This is a genomic window from Streptococcus lutetiensis, assembly GCF_900475675.1.
GTDB lineage: Bacteria > Bacillota > Bacilli > Lactobacillales > Streptococcaceae > Streptococcus > Streptococcus lutetiensis.
Map to the genome: position 1 here is coordinate 974,694 of NZ_LS483403.1, position 18,513 is coordinate 993,206.

Consider the following 18,513-nt stretch of genomic DNA (forward strand, 5'->3'; position numbering starts at 1 on the left):
CTTATTCACCCAATACTTTAAGGGTATTTAAAACTTTGAAATCTTCTACAGCTTCCAATTTTTCAGTAACAGCAGCCAATTGTGTCTTACTCATTGAGTGAGTAATGATAACCACACGCGCACGAGTACCGTTTGCTTTTTGTTGAAGCACTTGTTCAAATGAAATATTTTCAGAATTGAAGATTTCAGCTAAACGAAGCAATTGACCTTTTTTATCAGGTGTATTGATTGCAAAGTAATAATGGCTTGTTACATCTGAAGGATTTGCTATTTTTGTTTCACGAGCAAATTCGTTAAATGATTTACCAACATTACCATCTTTAATACGACGGCAAATGCGGATAATATCAGCTGTTACAGAAGTTGCTGTTGGTTTTTGACCAGCACCTGGTCCATAATACATTGACTCACCGATACCAATAGATTCAACAAAGACAGCATTCATAACGTCATTTACACTAGCAAGTGGGTGAGCTTTTGGCAAGAATGTTGGTGACACTTCTGCTGAAATACCTGATTCAACTTCACGGACATCACCGACAAGTTTAATCACATAACCAAGTTTTTGAGCCACAGCCACATCATCTGGTGTGATTGTTGTGATACCTTTATGGGCAACATCATCAAAATCAATTGTCATACCAAATCCAAATTGACTCAAGATGACAGCTTTATAAGCAGCATCGATACCTTCAACGTCATTTGTTGGGTCACTTTCAGCATAACCAAGTTCTTGAGCAGTCTTTAGAGCATCATCATAAGTCCAACCTTCATCAACCATCTTAGTCATCATGAAGTTTGAAGTACCGTTAAGAACACCCAAAATACGAGTCACTTTATCAGAAGTGAGTGAGTTTGCAAGTGTACGAAGGATTGGAATACCACCAGCTACCGCTGCTTCATAGTAAAAAGCAACACCTTTGTCTTTAGCAAGAGCAATCAATTCTTTACCATGAGTAGCAATCAAATCTTTATTCGCTGAAACAACATTTTTACCTGCTTCTAAAGCTTTTGTGATGAAAGTACGAGCTGGTTCGATACGTCCCATCAATTCAATAACAATATCAATGCTATCATCACTTAAAATCTCATCAACGTTTGTAACAAAATTATAATCATTTCTGGCAGCCAACAAACGTTTTTTTTCATCATCGTCTTTGACAAGAACCTTAGCGATTTCAATCGTGTCATGAGCTGCTTCCGTAATTTTTGAATGATTTTCTTTCAAAAGGGAAGGAACACCACTAGCAACTGTACCAAAACCGAGCAAAGCAATTTTTATTGACATTTTTTTCTCCTTAGTAAGTAATTTTCGAACGGAAAAGTGATTTTTTCAACCAGCACTTCCTAAAATAAAAACTTTTTCTACATTATACCATAAAATTATTCAGAATTTACAGAAAAATAACGAACTCTAAAACTCTTTTCCTAATTTAAGGTACATTCTTTCATTTGTACTAAAAAAGTGGTACAATAAAATTAGATTTTTGTCTTCAGGGGAGATTTTCATGAAAAAACGACACAAACACGAGAAAACAAGTAAAAAACAAATGATACTTGTCAACATTATTCTTTTTCTAGCTTGTATTATTGCTGGTACCATGCTTTTCTTTACCTTAAAAGAAAGTCATCTCATTTTATCGGCAGAAAAAACAGAACAAATCTCAAAAAAATCTGATCAACAAACGTCAACTGCTCCTTCTACCGAGCAAAGTTCAGCAACTCAAGCTAGTGACAATAGTAGCGAAGTTAACTGGGTTCAGCAAGATTCTGATGTTTCTCTTCCAATTTTAATGTATCATGCGATTCACATCATGGCTCCCGAAGAAGCATCAAATGCCAACCTTATCGTTGATCCGACAACCTTTGAAAGTCACATCAAGCGACTTTCTGATGAAGGATACTATTTCTTAACTCCCGAGGAAGCATATAAAGTTTTAACAGAAAATGTTCTTCCAAACGGGAATACAAAAATCATCTGGCTAACTTTTGATGATAGTTTATGGGATTTTTACGATAATGCCTTTCCAATTTTGAAAAAATACAGTGCCAAAGCAACTAACAATGTCATTACAAGTACTGTCGGAAATTCAGCTAACTTAAGTCTCGACCAGATGCTTGAAATGAAAGAACAAGGGATATCTTTCCAAAGTCATACTTCAACCCATCCAGACTTATCTGCTAGTGATGACAATACTCAAAAAACAGAAATGTCCGATGCCAAAAGCTACCTTGATAGCAACTTACCACAAGATACCATGACAATCGCCTATCCTGCAGGACGTTATTCTGATACCACTCTCCAACTCGCTGGTGAACTCAACTATAAGCTTGGTATTACAACAAATGAAGGAGTCGCTGATAAAAACGATGGATTATTATCTCTAGATCGCATTCGAATTTTACCAGAAACAACAGCTGATAGCCTAATGGCAAGCATCAATCCATAAAAAAAGAGCCTTATTTAAGGCTTTTTTCGTACTCAATTATCATCACTCATTAAATTTATGAAACGATTTAACCAAACTATAAATAATATAAGCTAAATTTCCCAAAAACAAAGCTGACCACAGATAAACAAAAAGTTTCTGATGGTGCTCAATGTTATAAATAATGGCAACTAAATAAATTACCAAATAAACCATTGACATAACTGGAAATATTTTCTTCCTTTGCTGCATAACTTACTCTCCCTTTGACCGTCATATCATAACACAATTTAAAGACACTGTTTATATCACCAAAGATTTTTCAATAAGTCTTTACATCATTATAATTGAAAGGGCAATCTCATGAATTTGATACGTTTACATTTTCAGAAGACGTTTTAGGATAAACTTCATTTCCCCGACATCGCAAAGAGAGTGCTATAATATCCTTAACTAATAATCAGATCCAATTCCCCATTCTGCTCAAAAAGAAAGGATTTTATCATGGTATGTGGTAAAGTTAAGCAAATAAAGGATACAAAAGACAGGCTATTTTTATCTCTCATCAGTCTGATGAAAGATAAAAGCTATGAAGAAATCAAGATTAAAGATATTCTCGAAATCTCCCAAGTTTCAAGAAGAACCTTTTATCGTCACTTCACTAATAAACAAGAACTCTTAAATTATTATTTTGAAAAGGTAATCGATGATTATCTAAAAGAACGCCAAAACTTCGCTCAATCTGAAAGTTTCGAAGTGATGGTGGCTGGTTCATTAGAATTTTGGTACCATAAGCAAAATGTTTTATCAATCTTAATCAAGCACCAACATTTTGATCTTTTCTTCCACCAATTCAACCGACGTGCCAAAGAAGCCTATAACAGCATTACTCTCCCTTGGTTTGTATACAGCGGTGATGTGACAAAAATCAATTTTGCCATGGACATTATCATCGGTGGATACTACAATGTTTTGCGTCATTGGTTAAGTAAAGAAAAATCTGAAGGACCCGAAGTTATCGCTGGCGAAGTCAAAAAAATGATTGTAAAACTAACAGAATTTTTCAATCTTGACACCTATCAAGAAACTGATAAAACTGTAGAAAAACAAGAGTCCTGATGATTTCAGAGCTCTTATCGTTTTAGTAAAATTAAAACACTTGATGTAAGATGACTAAAATAAAAATCAACACGATCAATGATAAGATTTGAATAAATTTAATTTCACTTGCTAAAAGTATGGGGTAACTTCTCAGATTAGTCTTTTTACGATACCATTTTGACCAAAGAATTCCCGCTTCGCCAAGAATTAAAGTAAGAAATGGATAAATAAAAAGATTAACCCTACTTTCTTTACCAGCCATTAAACCATTATTAAAATGAAGTGCATCTTCTTCTGGTGAGAGTGGAACAAAGGCGATAGTTACTAGAAATATAACACTATATAGCAACCTAACATACAACGAGAATCTCTTCATCTGACTTCTCCTAGCAAGTACTGTTAATCAAATTTTAGTCTTCCACTTCACAATTGTCAACAAAAAAACCACCAGTCAATTGACCAGTGGCTTCTGTTTTATTAAGCTACTTGAGTAGTTGCTCTATTATTTAAGAGTGATTGAAGCTCCAGCTTCTTCAAGTTTAGCTTTGATTTCTTCAGCTTCTGCAGTAGCAACGCCTTCTTTAACGTTAGCAGGTGCACCATCAACAAGAGCTTTAGCTTCTTTAAGACCAAGACCTGTAACTTCACGTACAGCTTTGATAACAGCAACTTTTTTGTCACCAGCTGAAGTCAATTCAACGTCAAATGAGTCTTTAGCAGCACCAGCGTCTGCAGCACCAGCAGCAGCTACAGCTACAGGAGCAGCTGCAGTTACACCAAATTCTTCTTCGATAGCTTTTACAAGATCGTTCAATTCAAGGATTGAAGCTTCTTTAATTTCAGCAATAATGTTTTCAATGTTCAATGCCATTGTAGATTCCTCCAAAAATATTAATGTTTTATTAGATAATTGTTTGTAGCTCTAGGCTACCATGCGCATTAAGCAGCGTCGTCTTCTTTGTTGTCTGCAACTGCTTTGACAGCAAGTGCAACGTTGCGAACTGGCGCTTGAAGTACAGAAAGGAGCATAGAAAGAAGTCCTTCGCGGTTTGGCAATGATGCAAGAGCAGTGATTTCTTCTTTTGAAGATACAGCGCCTTCGATTGCCCCACCTTTGATTTCAAGTGCTTCAGCATCTTTAGCAAAGTCACCAAGAACTTTTGCTGGTGCAACAACATCTTCGTTAGAAAATGCTACTGCAGATGGTCCTACGAAAAGATCTTTCATTCCGTCAAGACCTGCTTTTTCAGCTGCACGAGTCAAAATTGAATTTTTGATAACTTTAAATTCAACACCGTTTTCGCGAAGATTACGACGAAGAACTGTATCTTGTTCAACTGTAAGACCACGTGAATCAACAACAACGATAGATGCAGCAGCTTTCATTTTTTCAGCAACAGCATCAACTTGTTCAGCTTTTTTAGCAATAATTGCTTCACTCATTAGTTTTACCTCCGTTATTATTTTTGGGCTAGGTACAAAAAAATTCGCACCTAAACCTAGACACGAAAGTACAAATACGTTATTTCATCATTACGTTTTGTGCCTCGGCAGGAATATTACGAGCACAGCTCCCCTGCTGTCTTAGGTCAGTTTCATTACAAAACCTTAATCATTATAACTTAGATTTTTGTAACTGTCAACACTTTTTTTACTTTTTTGTTTAATTTTTTTATTTTGGAAAGTTCTAAAATGAAGTTAGCCACCTAAGGGTATCAAAAAAACATCTCAGAGAGATATAATTGTAATCACCACAACAACAATTAGAAAGACTCTGAGATGTAAAACTATTATATACCAAAAAGTAAACATTTAACACTAACTGAACGTAGAATGATTGAACGTTGGCTTCAAGAAGGGCTCTCAAATCGTGAAATCGCTAGGAGATTAGCTAAAGCTCCTCAAACCATTCACAACGAAGTCAAACGTGGTCAGGTTAGACAACAAGTGCGTAAAGGAAAATTTGAAGTGATCTACTCAGCTGATTTTGCTCAAAAAGCCTATCAAAACAATCGCAAACGTTCTGTTAAACAAGCCTCCCTAACCAAGGGACTCAAAGAAAAGATAACTCACTACATCGAACAGAAATACTCTCCCGAGATGATGGTAAAGTCAAAAGGGATACCTGTTCCCATCTCCACCATTTACTACTGGATTCATCATGGACACTTAGGATTGACCAAGGCTGATATGCTTTATCCTCGACAAGAGAAAGCTAAGAAAAAGCATGCTAGTCCCAATTTTAAGCCAGCTGGAAAGTCTATTGAGGAACGACCAGAAAGCATTAATAAGCGTGAGAATATCGGTGATTTTGAAATTGATACGGTTATTCAAACACGGGCAAAAAACGAGTGTCTGTTGACTCTAACCGATAGAAAGAGTCGTTATCAAATTATTCGACTCATTCCCGATAAGTCCGCGTTTTCAGTCAATCAAGCTCTGAAAGCAATCCTCAAGGATTATCAAATGAACTCTATCACAGCTGATAATGGGGCTGAGTTCAGTCGTTTAGCAGAAGTTTTTGACCCTACTCATATCTACTATGCCCACCCGTATTCTTCTTGGGAGCGTGGTACTAATGAGAATCATAATAGACTCATCCGGCGTTGGTTGCCTAAGGGAAGCAAAAATGCGACTCAACAACAAGTCGCATTTATTGAAAACTGGATTAATAACTATCTAAAGAAACTATTCAATTATAAATCTCCTAAAGAGTTTTTACAGGCTGGCTCATTTGAACTTGAAATTTGGCTTTTACTCTTTTCTACTATCGAATAACACGCTAATTGACTTTTTTATTTTTCTAGTAAAACGCCTTCAATCATACTATAGTATTCGATCATACTATAGTATTAGTTTTGAAAATATAAAACGCTTACTAGATAAAAAAATCATATTTTCCGTGCATAAATATTTGACTTTTACTGACTAAAGGTGTATTATATCCTCAGAAGGTGATTGATAGGAACAATCGATAAATCTCTTTAAATATGACCTCTCTACTCTGATATGTAAAGACTAAAGGGATTTGACCTTCAATCTTCCAAATCATAGCATAATATCATTTGGAATTATTTTAAGAATGAAAAGAGGTAATTATACATGGCAAACAATCAATTTTACGGGAGAGATCCTTTTGGAAATATGGATGATATCTTCAACCAATTAATGGGTAACATGGGAGGCTACAATTCAGAAAATAAACGCTACCTAATTAATGGTCGCGAAGTAACTCCTGAAGAATTTGCTCAATACCGACAAACTGGTAAACTCCCAGGAAATGCTGATTATCAAGAAGGCGCTCCTACTTCTGCACCTAAAGAAGATGGTATCTTGGCTAAACTTGGAACGAACTTGACTGAACGTGCTCGTAACAACGAACTTGATCCCGTTATTGGACGTAACAAGGAAATTCAAGAAACTGCCGAAATCTTATCACGTCGTACAAAGAACAACCCAGTTCTTGTCGGTGATGCTGGTGTTGGTAAAACAGCTGTAGTTGAAGGATTAGCACAAGCTATTGTTAACGGTGATGTACCCGCTGCAATCAAAAACAAAGAAATCATCTCAATTGATATTTCTGGGCTTGAAGCTGGTACACAATACCGTGGTGCTTTCGAAGAAAACATTCAAAATATGATTAAAGAAGTCAAAGACGCAGGTAATATCATCCTCTTCTTTGATGAAATTCATCAAATTCTTGGAGCTGGTTCAACTGGTGGTGACTCTGGTTCTAAAGGTCTAGCAGATATTCTTAAACCTGCTCTCTCTCGTGGTGAATTGACTGTTATTGGTGCAACTACTCAAGACGAATACCGCAATACAATTTTGAAAAATGCTGCGCTTGCTCGTCGTTTCAACGAAGTTAAAGTTAACGCTCCTTCTGCTCAAGACAGCTTTAATATCTTGATGGGTATTCGTGACTTGTACGAAAAACACCACAATGTTATCCTTCCAGATAACGTTTTGAAAGCTGCTGTAGACTTTTCAATCCAATACATTCCACAACGTAGTTTACCAGATAAAGCGATCGACTTAATCGATATGACTGCTGCTCACTTAGCTGCACAACATCCTGTAACTGATGTTAAATCACTTGAAAAAGAAATTGCAGAACAAAAAGAAAAACAAGAAGCTGCTGCCGCTAAAGAAGACTACGAAGCAGCCCTTAATGCTAAAGTGCGTATCGAAGAATTGCAAAAACAAATCGACAATCACACAGAAGATAAAAAAGTCACTGCAACTGTTAACGACGTGGCTGAATCCGTTGAACGTCTAACTGGTGTGCCTGTTTCAAATATGGGCGCAAGCGATATCGAACGTTTGAAAGAATTAGCTAGTCGTTTGAAAGGTAAAGTCATTGGTCAAGACAAAGCTGTAGATGCTGTTGCTCGTGCTATTCGCCGTAACCGTGCCGGTTTTGATGAAGGAAACCGACCAATTGGTAGCTTCCTCTTCGTAGGTCCTACTGGTGTTGGTAAAACAGAACTTGCTAAACAATTAGCTCTTGATATGTTTGGTTCAAAAGATGCAATCATCCGTCTAGACATGTCTGAGTACTCTGACCGCACAGCCGTTTCTAAGTTGATTGGTACAACTGCTGGTTATGTTGGTTACGATGACAACAATAACACACTTACTGAACGTGTTCGTCGAAATCCTTACTCAATCGTTCTTCTTGATGAAATTGAAAAAGCTGACCCACAAGTTATCACACTTCTTCTTCAAGTTTTGGATGACGGTCGCTTGACTGACGGTCAAGGTAATACTATTAACTTCAAAAACACAGTTATCATCGCCACTTCCAACGCTGGTTTTGGTAATGAAGCCTTGACTGGTCAAGAAGATAAAGATATGAAGATTATGGATCGCATCGCTCCTTACTTCCGTCCTGAATTCCTTAACCGTTTCAACGGTATCATCGAATTCTCTCACTTGACTAAGGATGACTTAAACGAAATCGTTGACTTGATGCTAGCTGAAGTTAGCAAGACTATTACTAAGAAAGGGATTGATTTGGTTGTCAGCGATGACGCTAAACAACACCTTATCGAAGAAGGTTACGATGAAGCCATGGGTGTTCGACCACTCCGCCGTGTTATCGAACAAGAAATTCGTGATAAAATCACTGATTTCTACCTTGATCACACAGATGTTAAACACCTTAAAGCTGATATGGTTGACGGAGAACTTGTCATCAGCGAAAAATAAGCCTATTAAGTCACTCCAATTTCTAAGCACTCCTAATCTCTTAAGAGCTCAACCCGACTTGTCATGGGTTGGGCTTTTTCTACCATAACATAGGACAAGTATGATTTTTCTACCCCCTAGTACCTTATCTTATAAAATGTTACAATATGACTGTTGACTCTATTAGAAAGAAGGACATGGTGTGAATGATTTAGAATACATGCCTCAGAATAGTCGTTTTGAAGCTGTTTTACTCGGATTTTTAGGTGGAGCCCTAGACGTCTATTGCCAAATTCAATTTGACACACTTGTTGCCACCCAAACCGGAAATATTCTTTTTCTTATCGCTGATATTAGTCATAGTTCACTCCATCAGACACTTATCCGTTTGTACTCAGTTTTATTCTTTTCACTCGGATTTATGTTTGGATTGCGTGTACGTGCCAAAGCTAGAACAGCCTTTTGGCGTGCCTATGCTATTTTACCTTTATTAGCTGTAACGATTGCTTTACCACTATTGCCTGAGAATCGTTTACTTTGGGTAATTCTTTTAGCAGTGGGTACTGGTTTACTAACTTTGACATTCTCTGGTAGCCAGATTGAATCACATGCTTATTCCATTTTGATGACTTCAGGAAATTACCGTAAAATGATTACAACATGGCACAACTACTTAACTGTTGAAGAAAAAACAGCAAAAATGAAACGACAAGCTGTGAACTATTCTTTGGTCGTTGTTAGCTTTATCATTGGTGCTATCTTTGTCGCGATTGTCCACCATTTCATTCAAGTAAAAACCATCTGGGTAGTATCGCTTACCTTAGCTGCTATCGTTTATCATTACACAAGTGTGGTTATCCGCTACCGTCTTCAAGAAACAAATCTATAATCAAAAAAACGTTTGGAAAACTCCAAACGTTTTTATTTTAATTTATCAGTCAAAAGCTTAATATCTTCTGGTCTTGTTCGGCAACAGCCGCCAATAGTCTTTGCACCGAGTTTGTGCCAAACTTGACTATTTTCACACAAGGTATGTGAATTGTCTGGTAATGATTTCCAAGTCTGTGTTGCCCCGTCATAAATTTCTCCAGAATTTGGATAAGTTACCAAAGGTTTTTGAGAAATTGTACGACTAGCCTTCAACAAATCTGAAATAATCGCCGGACGACTACAATTAATCCCAAAAGCAAGGATTTGTTTGCTGCTGTTGCAGAGTTTTGCAACCTCAGTCATTGGTGTCCCGTCAGAAATCTTCTGACTATCTTGTGTCGTAAAAGACATGTAGGCTTCCGTATCAGGAAATTCATCAGCCAGCAATTCAACCAAAGCTGTAGCTTCTGCCATATTTGGGATAGTTTCAATGGCTAGAAAATCACTTCCTGCCGCCAGCAAAGTCTGAATGCGCGAACGATGAAAATCTTTAAAAGCTTCTTTTGACAACTGATAATCCACAATATACTCAGAACCATCTGCTAAGTAAGCTGTGCATAAGGTCCAACATCGCCAGCAATCAATGGATTGACACGGTTTTTCTTCTCATCATCTACCAAAGATTGCCAAAAATTTTGACGAGCATTTTTAGCCAATTCAACTGTCAAGGCAATAGTGTCAAGTGCCTCTTTCTCTGACAAACCATAATTTTCTAGTCCTTGAACCGTTGCTTGATAACTTGATGTTGTCACAATATCAACACCAGAGCGTAAATAATCTTCATGAAGTTCTTGAATAATTTGCAGATTTTCCAGCAAATATTTTGCTGATCACAATTTTCCTGACACATCATGACCACGATTTTCTAACTCAGTTCCAAGAGCCCCATCCAAGATAAGATAATCAGTTGATTCTAGTAATTCGTTAAGTTTACTCATAACATCTCTTCTACCATTTTTTATAACGTAAGTAATGATACAAATAACACAAAGCAATAAATGGAAGTCCCAAATACAGACCTGCTCTTTGCGATGCGTCCCAAGCAATTCCGACAATAGAAATTAACAATAGCACAATTGTAAAGTAAGGTAAGGCTGGCGTCATTGGCGTTTTGTACGACAACTCATCTAGAGAATGATTTTTCAAAATACTCTTTCGAAAATTAATCTGTGCAAGAGGAATCGATAACCAGACAACAACTACGGCAAAACCAGCAATAGATGCCAAAGCAAGATAAACCGTATCAGCTGCGTAAATACTTGAAAATAGAGCCGGTACCGCACCAATCATTGATTATAAGAGAGCTCGCATTGGCACGCCGTGTTCATTGATTTTAACAATTTTTTCGATAACATGCCTTCATTGGCTAGTGAGCACAGCATACGACTTGAAGCATAAAGTCCTGAATTTCCAGCAGATAAAATGGCCGTTAGAATAACAAAATTCATTACATCAGCTGCAAATGGAATTCCCATTTTGTCAAAAAAATCAACAAACGGTACCGTTGACACTCCTGCTTCTTTCATTGGCAAAAGTAATGCCAAGATGAGAATGGTAAAAACAAAGAAAATAACCAAACGTACGATAGTTGTCTTAATCGCCTTTGGCACTGCCTCTTTTGGATTATCGGTCTCACCCGTAGCTATCCCGATGAGTTCAGCTCCAGAAAAAGCATATTTAACCGTCAACATCACTGAAATCAGAGTAGCAAAACCTTTTGGAAAGGCACCATTAGCAGTTAGATTGGTAAATAAGATTGCTTTATGTTGACCTTCAAAACTCACTAAACCAAGCATTGCATCCAGACCCAACACAATAAAGATGATAATAGCAATCACTTTAATTGAAGCAAAGAAAGACTCAGTTTCTGCAAAGCTACGAACACTCAGTGCATTGATAGCGAAAATGACTCAAGCAAAAAACGTCGCAAAAAGCCAAGTCGGAACATCTGGGAACCAACGTCCCATAAGCATTGCTGATCCTAAGAATTCCGTTCCAAGAGCCACCGTCCAACAAATCCAGTAAAGCCAAGCTACTGTAAAACCTGTTCCTGGACTAATAAATTTTGTCGCATAGGTATGAAATGAGCCAGTGACTGGCATAGCAATAGCTAGTTCCCCAAAGGATAACATGACCAGATAAACGACAACTGCTCCAACCAGATAAGACAAAACAGCTCCTAAAGGACCTGCTTGAGCAATCGTGTAGCCAGAATTCAAAAACAAACCTGTTCCGATAACACCACCCAAAGACGACATAAACAAATACCTGCTCGTCATCTTACGCTGGAATTGACCTTCATTTTCAAAATTATGATTTTTCCATATAAGCCTCTCAATTCGTAATATATCTATCATACATATCACAAGAGTTTCAAAAATGATAATAGACTTTAACTATCAAGCACTTAGTTAAAAACTATAACAATGAAAAAAGCCTGAAATTTTCATCTCAAGCTTTCATTATTACAATTCTTCTAAAATGCTATCCCATGCTTCATCCAAACCAGTACGGTCGACCGATGAGAAGACAACAAACTTATCAGATTTATCAAAATTCAATTTTTTCTTGATAGCTGATTCATGCTTGTTCCATTTACCACGTGGAATTTTATCAGCTTTTGTTGCTACCACGATAACTGGAATTTCATAATACTTCAAGAATTCATACATCTGAATATCATCAGCACTTGGGTCATGACGAAAATCTACCAAACTGACCACCGCATGCAAATTGTCACGGCTAACAAGATATTCTTCAATCATTTTGCCCCATTTAGCACGTTCAGCTTTAGATACTTTGGCATAACCATAACCTGGAACATCGACAAAGCGTAACTTGTCATCGATGTTATAGAAATTCAATAATTGTGTTTTACCAGGCTTACTTGAAGTACGAGCTAAATTCTTACGTCCTAAAAGAGTGTTAATGAAACTAGATTTACCAACATTTGAACGACCAGCAAGAGCAACCTCAGGGAGCTCATCTTGTGGGTAATGTGATTTATTAGCTGCACTTAACAGAAGTGAGGCATTATGGGTATTTAAATACTCAGTCATTCTCTTCTCCTTAGGCAATCTCTAAAATTGGTTTATCTTTGCCTTCAACGGCATCTTTTGTAATACGGACTTTAGTGACCTCTACACGACTTGGAATTTCAAACATGATATCCATCATTGTTTCTTCAATGATTGAACGAAGTCCACGTGCACCTGTCTTACGTTCGATTGCTTTATTAGCAATAGCTTGAAGGGCATCTTCATCAAATTCCAACTCAACACCATCATATGATAGAAGCGTTTGGTATTGTTTAACCAAGGCATTACGAGGTTCTGTCAAGATTCGTACCAAATCATCTGTTGTCAATTGTTCAAGGGCAGCAACGACTGGCAAACGTCCGATAAATTCAGGAATTAAACCAAATTTCTGAATATCTTCCGAGATAATTTCTTGCATATAAGAAGCATCTTCATCGATCTTACGGTTATTTTGACCAAAACCAATAACTTTTTCACCGAGACGTTGTTTAACAATATCTTCAATACCGTCAAAAGCACCACCAACGATGAAAAGGATATTCTTAGTATTGATTTGAATCATTTCTTGGTTCGGGTGTTTACGACCACCTTGTGGTGGCACGCTAGCAACTGTTCCTTCAATAATTTTAAGAAGAGCTTGTTGAACACCTTCGCCTGAAACATCACGAGTGATTGAGACATTTTCACCTTTTTTGGCAATTTTATCAATTTCATCCACGTAGATGATACCACGTTCTGCGCGTTCAATATTAAAATCAGCTGCTTGAATGAGTTTCAAAAGGATATTTTCAACGTCTTCACCAACGTATCCTGCTTCTGTCAATGATGTCGCATCAGCAATCGCAAATGGAACGTTTAAACTTTTCGCCAAGGTTTGAGCAAGGAAAGTTTTCCCTGAACCAGTTGGTCCAATCAATAAGATGTTAGATTTTTGCAATTCAACATCTTCTTCATCACGACTTTCGGCAAATGAAACACGTTTGTAGTGGTTGTATACAGCCACTGCGAGGGCACGTTTAGCGCGTTCTTGACCGACAACATATTCATCGAGGGTTGCTAATAATTCTTTTGGTTTTGGAACTTCAGCCAAATCTGCGAGAACTTCTTCTGCTAACTCCTCTTTAATAATTTCTTGGGATAAAGCCACACATTCATTACAGATAAATACGTTATTTCCGGCAATGATTTTTTTTACTTCGTCTTGGCTTTTTCCACAAAATGAGCAATAAACTTTTACATCATTTGTTCGATTTCCAACCATTTTTTGTTCTCTCTAACTTTATACTTTCTCTATTTCTTAAAACAAGGTACCATACACGGCATGAATGGTATTTACTACATTAGTAAAGGCATTCAAAAATAAAAGGACAGCTAACCCATAACGTTTTTTTCTAAGTGCTGGGAGAGCACACAAAAAACAGATAACTGCCAGTAGAGCCGTGAACACACCAAAAATACTTCTTTGCATTCCTTTCTCCCTGTGTTTTTTATTTTTCAAAAACTGTAATCGTAAAATCGTAGGCGTTTTTGTCGTCTTTTTCGTTAAATGACTCTGAAACCTTTTTAAAAGCTTTTAAATCAAGATCTGGGAAATAAGTATCACCTTCGAATTCACCATGAACCGTTGTCTTAACGATAGCATCACAGTATGGCAAAAAAGTTTCATAAATACTTGCCCCACCAACGATATAAAGGGTTTTGTCGTGAGTTTTAAACCAATCAAGGACTTGCTCTACATCATGAACAATAGTCACACCATCGGCTCTAAAGTTTTTATCACGTGTCAAAATCAAAGTTTCGCGACCTGGTAAAATGCGACGTTTCATACCGTCAAAGGTTACACGTCCCATCAACAGGGCTTGTCCCATCGTTGTTTCTTTAAAGTGTTTCAATTCTTTTGGGAGACGCCAAGGTAATCTATCATTTACCCCGATTAAGCGATTTTCATCTTCAGCCCAGATTGCAACGATTTTCTTTGTCATATTGTCCTCTCATTGATTACTTTCATTTTATCAGATTTCCTATAAAAATGCTGAGATGCGATACGAAAGCCACTGAAAAAGATTAAATAGCTAAATCAAATTTCAATTGCGGTCTAACGGGTTCGTAATCAACTAATTCAAAATCTTCTGGTTTAATATCAAAGAAATCTGTTCCATCAGGCACATTCAAAACCAAACGTGGTTGACAGTCAGTTGGTTGACGGCGTAATAATTCTTCTGCTTGTTCAAATTGATTATCATAAATATGAAGGTTATTTACAAAATAGAAGAATTTACCAACTTTCCATCCGAAATGTTTGGCAATCATCATTTGAAGGGCCACGTATTGCATGGCATTGATGTGATGAGAGACCAACATATCATTTGAACGTTGTGTCAATGTCGCATCAAGGTAAATATCACCGTCAACACGACGGACATCATACATGGTTTGGAAAGCACATGGCAAAAGCCCGTCTGTATTTTCAAAAGCTTCGTAATCCCAAAGTGAGATAACATTGCGACGATTCCATGGATTTTCTTCGAGTTGTTTTAAGATTTTACGAATAATATCGTGTTTTTTAACAACCGCACCGTAGCGCTCACCGATTGTACCAGTGCCATCAACTTCCCAATCATTCCAGTATTTAACATTGTATTTATGATTTAAAACTGAAAGGTCATTAGTTTGATCTTGATAAATCCAGAAGATTTCGCGGATAGAACTTTTAATGGGAATAGGACGAAGGGTTGTAATTGGGAACTCACCTTTACTAAGGTCGTATTCCGCAAAAGCACCTGTTACATATTTAGAATTTGCTTGTCCACCACTTTGGTACACAGGACGTGCATTCTCTGAAAATACCCCTTCATTCATAATTTTTTTGATATTTTCTTTAAAAATAACATCTGCTTTTGTCATGCTATCCACCTCTAAATTTTTTTAACCATAAAAAATGGCTCATTACTCCTATTTTATCAAAAATGTTGAAAATTACCAGCATTTTAAACGAATTAATATGATTTCACAATCTACTTTGAAGGGTAAAATAAACAATTTTTTTATAGGGTATTTTGCCAACTTTATGTTAAAATTAATTTTGGACAATTAGTCACGCCGTAAATTTAATAAAAAAGAATTTCTTATTTAAAAGGATTTCCCCACCTTTTAAAAACTTGTTAGGCCAGTAAGAATGAAGATAAAATCCCTAACATTTATTAGAAATTCAATAAAAAGAAAGGTTTTTTCATGAAAATTGGTATTGATAAAATAGGATTTGCAACAGCGCGGTACGTGCTGAATATGGACGACTTGGCCGAAAGCCACAATGTTGATCCAGATAAATACAGCAAAGGTCTCCTATTAAATAATCTAAGTATCACGCCAATCAATGACGATATTGTGACACTTGGTGCTTCTGCTGCGGAAAGCATCCTAAGCGAGGAAGATAAAAAGACTATTGATATGATTATTGTGGCAACAGAATCATCTGTTGACCAAAGTAAAGCTGCTTCTACTTATATTCACAGTCTCTTGGGCATCCAACCTTTTGCTCGTAGCATTGAAATGAAAGAAGCTTGTTATGGTGCAACGGCAGCGCTTGATTACGCTCGTTTGCATGTTCAAAAACACCCAGAATCAAAAGTTTTAGTTATCGCTTCAGACGTTGCTCGCTATGGTGTTAACACCCCTGGTGAACCTACTCAAGGTGCTGGTAGTGTTGCTATGTTGATTTCAAAAGACCCACGAATCTTGCTACTTAATGACAACTCAGTTGCCCAAACACGCGATATTATGGATTTTTGGCGTCCAAACTACTCTACTACCCCTTACGTTAACGGTATTTACTCTACAAAACAATACCTTGATATGTTGAAAACAACATGGGCAGAATTCCAAAAACGCTTCAACACTTCTCTTGCAGATTTCTCAGCCTTCTGCTTCCACCTTCCATTTCCTAAATTAGCCCTTAAAGGCTTTAACAAAGTCATGGATAAAAACCTACCAGAAGACTTTAAAGAAAAACTCAAGGAAAACTTTGAAAGCACTATTCTCTATAGTAAAGAAGTTGGAAATATCTACACTGGTTCACTATACTTAGGTCTTCTTTCACTTCTTGAGAATTCTAAAAATCTTGTAGCTGGTGATGAGATTGCTCTCTTCAGTTATGGTAGTGGTGCTGTCGCAGAAATCTTTTCAGCAACTTTGGTTGATGGTTTTAAAGACATGCTACAAACTAACCGTTTAGAAACTCTTAAAAACCGCATTCGTTTATCTGTTGAAGACTACGAAAAATTATTCTTTGAGGAAGTTGTTATTGATTCAGAAGGAAACGCCAATATCCCTGAATACAAAACAGGTGCATTTGCTCTCAAAGAAATTCATGAACATCAAAGAATCTATGGTAAAGTAAATGACAAATAAAGTGACTTGGGGAGGATTCTCCAAAAAAACGTTGGCTGAACGCCTTGAACATCTGGAAAAAAATGAACTCATTAGCGTAGAACGCTTAGAAAGCTTAAAAAAAGATGAACTTCTCTCGCTAGAAACTGCTAATCAAATGGCTGAAAATGTCTTGGGAACTTTTTCACTTCCATTTTCACTAGCGCCAGATTTTCAAATCGATGATAAAACATTTAATGTTCCTATGGTAACCGAAGAACCTTCTGTGGTTGCTGCTGCTAGCATTGCAGCTAAAATCATCAAACGTTCTGGAGGTTTCAAGACTCAAGTTCACTCTCGTAAAATGATTGGGCAAGTTGCTCTTTACGACGTTCCAAATAAAAGTGCTGCTAAAAAAGCCATTGTCGAACACACAGAACAATTAATTAGCCTAGCAAATGATGCACACCCTTCTATCGTTAAACGTGGTGGCGGGGCACGCGAATTGAGCATCGATGAAAAAGACGACTTTTTAATTGTCTACCTAACGGTTGATACTCAAGAAGCTATGGGCGCTAACATGGTTAATACCATGATGGAAGCTTTAGTTCCAATCTTAGAAGAATTATCAGGCGGTAAAAGCTTGATGGCTATTCTATCAAACTACGCAACAGAATCTCTTGTTACCGCAGATTGTCAAGTTGACCTTCGCTACCTCAGCCGTAACAAGGAGGAAGCTCAAAAGTTAGCTAGAAAATTCCACTTAGCTAGCAAATTAGCCCAAGAGGATGTTTACCGTGCAAGCACGCACAACAAAGGTATTTTCAACGGTATTGATGCAGTCGTTATGGCAACTGGAAATGACTGGCGTGCTATCGAAGCAGGTGCTAACACTTACGCTTGTAAAGATGGCCAATACCGCGGTCTAGCAACTTGGACATTTGACGAAGAAGCGCAAGTTCTCCGTGGCCAATTAACCCTTCCAATGCCAATCGCAACACGTGGTGGCTCAATTGGTCTTAATCCAACAGTAAAAATTGCGCACGACCTTCTTGGTCATCCCGATGCCAAACAGTTGGCACGAATCATCGTCTCAGTTGGTTTAGCACAGAACTTTGCTGCTGTTAAAGCTTTAACCTCAACTGGTATTCAAGCCGGTCACATGAAATTACAAGCTAAATCACTTGCACTTCTTGCTGGTGCCAAAGATAAAGAAGTCTCTGAAGTTGTAAAAGCTTTACTAGAAGCTCCGCACATGAATCTTGAGACTGCGCAACACATCTTACTAAACTTGCGAAATTAAACAAAAAATTTAATAAGTGAGTCGTGTCTAATGGGCATGGCTCATTTTCTATTTTCAGGCTTGTGAAAAAATTGTCCACTGGACAATTTTTTCTTGACTTTAATTTTTGATAATTATATAATCTAGTTATAGATACTAGATAAAGAGGTAAATATAA

The 18,513-nt window shown here is 37.2% G+C and carries 15 protein-coding genes, 2 pseudogenes and 1 other annotated feature; of the genes and pseudogenes, 7 read left to right on the top strand and 10 right to left on the bottom strand.

The features are described 5' to 3' along the window. Position 1: 1 nt before the first annotated feature. Entirely contained in the window at positions 2 to 1,288 is a 1,287-nt protein-coding gene (locus tag DQN23_RS04970; protein WP_020916886.1) for a homoserine dehydrogenase, read from the bottom strand. Between the two features lie 220 nt (positions 1,289 to 1,508). On the opposite strand from DQN23_RS04970, the gene DQN23_RS04975 reads away from it, so the two are divergent. Beyond that, positions 1,509 to 2,450 (top strand): polysaccharide deacetylase family protein, encoded by a 942-nt coding sequence (locus DQN23_RS04975; RefSeq protein WP_111712843.1) that lies wholly within the window; start codon positions 1,509 to 1,511, stop codon positions 2,448 to 2,450. Between the two features lie 483 nt (positions 2,451 to 2,933). Further along, entirely contained in the window at positions 2,934 to 3,548 is a 615-nt protein-coding gene (locus DQN23_RS04985; RefSeq protein WP_111712844.1) for a TetR/AcrR family transcriptional regulator, read from the top strand. 31 nt (positions 3,549 to 3,579) lie between these two features. Here the strand turns inward: DQN23_RS04985 and DQN23_RS04990 are convergent, their stop codons facing one another. The 3 genes from DQN23_RS04990 to rplJ all read right to left on the bottom strand — a co-directional run bounded on the left by DQN23_RS04990 (position 3,580) and on the right by rplJ (position 4,973). Next, complete coding sequence (locus DQN23_RS04990; RefSeq protein WP_111712845.1) at positions 3,580 to 3,906, bottom strand: hypothetical protein; 327 nt, start codon at positions 3,904 to 3,906, stop codon at positions 3,580 to 3,582. Between the two features lie 126 nt (positions 3,907 to 4,032). Continuing rightward, positions 4,033 to 4,401 (bottom strand): 50S ribosomal protein L7/L12, encoded by a 369-nt coding sequence (gene rplL, locus DQN23_RS04995; protein WP_004232036.1) that lies wholly within the window; start codon positions 4,399 to 4,401, stop codon positions 4,033 to 4,035. Between the two features lie 68 nt (positions 4,402 to 4,469). Further along, positions 4,470 to 4,973 carry a 50S ribosomal protein L10 gene (gene rplJ / locus DQN23_RS05000; RefSeq protein ID WP_111713083.1) on the bottom strand — a complete coding sequence of 168 codons (504 nt, stop codon included), beginning with the start codon at positions 4,971 to 4,973 and terminating at the stop codon, positions 4,470 to 4,472. Positions 4,974 to 5,001: 28 nt separating this feature from the next. After that, positions 5,002 to 5,137, bottom strand: a sequence feature (ribosomal protein L10 leader region). A gap of 226 nt (positions 5,138 to 5,363) precedes the next feature. Here rplJ and DQN23_RS05010 point away from each other — a divergent pair. The 3 genes from DQN23_RS05010 to DQN23_RS05020 all read left to right on the top strand — a co-directional run bounded on the left by DQN23_RS05010 (position 5,364) and on the right by DQN23_RS05020 (position 9,609). Beyond that, on the top strand, positions 5,364 to 6,308 hold the full coding sequence (locus DQN23_RS05010) for an IS30 family transposase (RefSeq protein WP_233422854.1): 945 nt from the start codon (positions 5,364 to 5,366) through the stop codon (positions 6,306 to 6,308). Between the two features lie 324 nt (positions 6,309 to 6,632). Beyond that, the gene (locus DQN23_RS05015) at positions 6,633 to 8,741 is read left to right on the top strand and encodes an AAA family ATPase (protein ID WP_111712846.1); all 2,109 of its coding nucleotides are present in this window, start codon (positions 6,633 to 6,635) and stop codon (positions 8,739 to 8,741) included. Positions 8,742 to 8,940: 199 nt separating this feature from the next. Next, a complete protein-coding gene (locus DQN23_RS05020) occupies positions 8,941 to 9,609 on the top strand; it encodes a YoaK family protein (RefSeq protein WP_043895254.1) in 669 nt (222 codons plus the stop codon). A 32-nt stretch (positions 9,610 to 9,641) separates the two neighbouring features. Here the strand turns inward: DQN23_RS05020 and mmuM are convergent. From mmuM to DQN23_RS05055, 6 genes and pseudogenes are all read right to left on the bottom strand, one after another. Further along, positions 9,642 to 10,588 (bottom strand): annotated as a pseudogene (gene mmuM, locus DQN23_RS05025) (homocysteine S-methyltransferase). Between the two features lie 10 nt (positions 10,589 to 10,598). After that, a pseudogene (locus tag DQN23_RS05030) lies at positions 10,599 to 12,007 on the bottom strand (amino acid permease). 108 nt (positions 12,008 to 12,115) lie between these two features. Then, positions 12,116 to 12,709 carry a ribosome biogenesis GTP-binding protein YihA/YsxC gene (gene yihA, locus DQN23_RS05035; RefSeq protein WP_043895055.1) on the bottom strand — a complete coding sequence of 198 codons (594 nt, stop codon included), beginning with the start codon at positions 12,707 to 12,709 and terminating at the stop codon, positions 12,116 to 12,118. Positions 12,710 to 12,719: 10 nt separating this feature from the next. Next, entirely contained in the window at positions 12,720 to 13,949 is a 1,230-nt protein-coding gene (clpX, locus tag DQN23_RS05040) for an ATP-dependent Clp protease ATP-binding subunit ClpX (protein ID WP_020916897.1), read from the bottom strand. A gap of 226 nt (positions 13,950 to 14,175) precedes the next feature. Then, a complete protein-coding gene (locus tag DQN23_RS05050) occupies positions 14,176 to 14,670 on the bottom strand; it encodes a dihydrofolate reductase (protein WP_020916898.1) in 495 nt (164 codons plus the stop codon). An 82-nt stretch (positions 14,671 to 14,752) separates the two neighbouring features. Continuing rightward, positions 14,753 to 15,592 carry a thymidylate synthase gene (locus DQN23_RS05055; protein WP_111712847.1) on the bottom strand — a complete coding sequence of 280 codons (840 nt, stop codon included), beginning with the start codon at positions 15,590 to 15,592 and terminating at the stop codon, positions 14,753 to 14,755. A 327-nt stretch (positions 15,593 to 15,919) separates the two neighbouring features. Between DQN23_RS05055 and DQN23_RS05060 the strand changes: the two genes are divergently transcribed. Continuing rightward, positions 15,920 to 17,095 carry a hydroxymethylglutaryl-CoA synthase gene (locus tag DQN23_RS05060; protein ID WP_058813991.1) on the top strand — a complete coding sequence of 392 codons (1,176 nt, stop codon included), beginning with the start codon at positions 15,920 to 15,922 and terminating at the stop codon, positions 17,093 to 17,095. Further along, complete coding sequence (locus DQN23_RS05065; protein ID WP_111712848.1) at positions 17,085 to 18,356, top strand: hydroxymethylglutaryl-CoA reductase, degradative; 1,272 nt, start codon at positions 17,085 to 17,087, stop codon at positions 18,354 to 18,356. The genes DQN23_RS05060 and DQN23_RS05065 overlap by 11 nt, the downstream gene beginning before the upstream one ends. The last annotated feature ends 157 nt before the right edge of the window (positions 18,357 to 18,513 follow it).

Excerpts from the sequence above, each read along its gene's own strand:
- DQN23_RS05060 (WP_058813991.1), top strand. The coding sequence starts at position 15,920 with ATGAAAATTGGTATTGATAAAATAGGATTTGCAACAGCGCGGTACGTG.
- DQN23_RS04985 (WP_111712844.1), top strand. The coding sequence starts at position 2,934 with ATGGTATGTGGTAAAGTTAAGCAAATAAAGGATACAAAAGACAGGCTA.
- DQN23_RS04970 (WP_020916886.1), bottom strand. The coding sequence starts at position 1,288 with ATGTCAATAAAAATTGCTTTGCTCGGTTTTGGTACAGTTGCTAGTGGT.
- DQN23_RS05050 (WP_020916898.1), bottom strand. The coding sequence starts at position 14,670 with ATGACAAAGAAAATCGTTGCAATCTGGGCTGAAGATGAAAATCGCTTA.
- yihA (WP_043895055.1), bottom strand. The coding sequence starts at position 12,709 with ATGACTGAGTATTTAAATACCCATAATGCCTCACTTCTGTTAAGTGCA.
- clpX (WP_020916897.1), bottom strand. The coding sequence starts at position 13,949 with ATGGTTGGAAATCGAACAAATGATGTAAAAGTTTATTGCTCATTTTGT.
- rplL (WP_004232036.1), bottom strand. The coding sequence starts at position 4,401 with ATGGCATTGAACATTGAAAACATTATTGCTGAAATTAAAGAAGCTTCA.
- DQN23_RS05015 (WP_111712846.1), top strand. The coding sequence starts at position 6,633 with ATGGCAAACAATCAATTTTACGGGAGAGATCCTTTTGGAAATATGGAT.
- DQN23_RS05065 (WP_111712848.1), top strand. The coding sequence starts at position 17,085 with ATGACAAATAAAGTGACTTGGGGAGGATTCTCCAAAAAAACGTTGGCT.
- DQN23_RS05010 (WP_233422854.1), top strand. The coding sequence starts at position 5,364 with ATGATTGAACGTTGGCTTCAAGAAGGGCTCTCAAATCGTGAAATCGCT.
- DQN23_RS05020 (WP_043895254.1), top strand. The coding sequence starts at position 8,941 with ATGCCTCAGAATAGTCGTTTTGAAGCTGTTTTACTCGGATTTTTAGGT.
- DQN23_RS04990 (WP_111712845.1), bottom strand. The coding sequence starts at position 3,906 with ATGAAGAGATTCTCGTTGTATGTTAGGTTGCTATATAGTGTTATATTT.
- DQN23_RS05055 (WP_111712847.1), bottom strand. The coding sequence starts at position 15,592 with ATGACAAAAGCAGATGTTATTTTTAAAGAAAATATCAAAAAAATTATG.
- rplJ (WP_111713083.1), bottom strand. The coding sequence starts at position 4,973 with ATGAGTGAAGCAATTATTGCTAAAAAAGCTGAACAAGTTGATGCTGTT.
- DQN23_RS04975 (WP_111712843.1), top strand. The coding sequence starts at position 1,509 with ATGAAAAAACGACACAAACACGAGAAAACAAGTAAAAAACAAATGATA.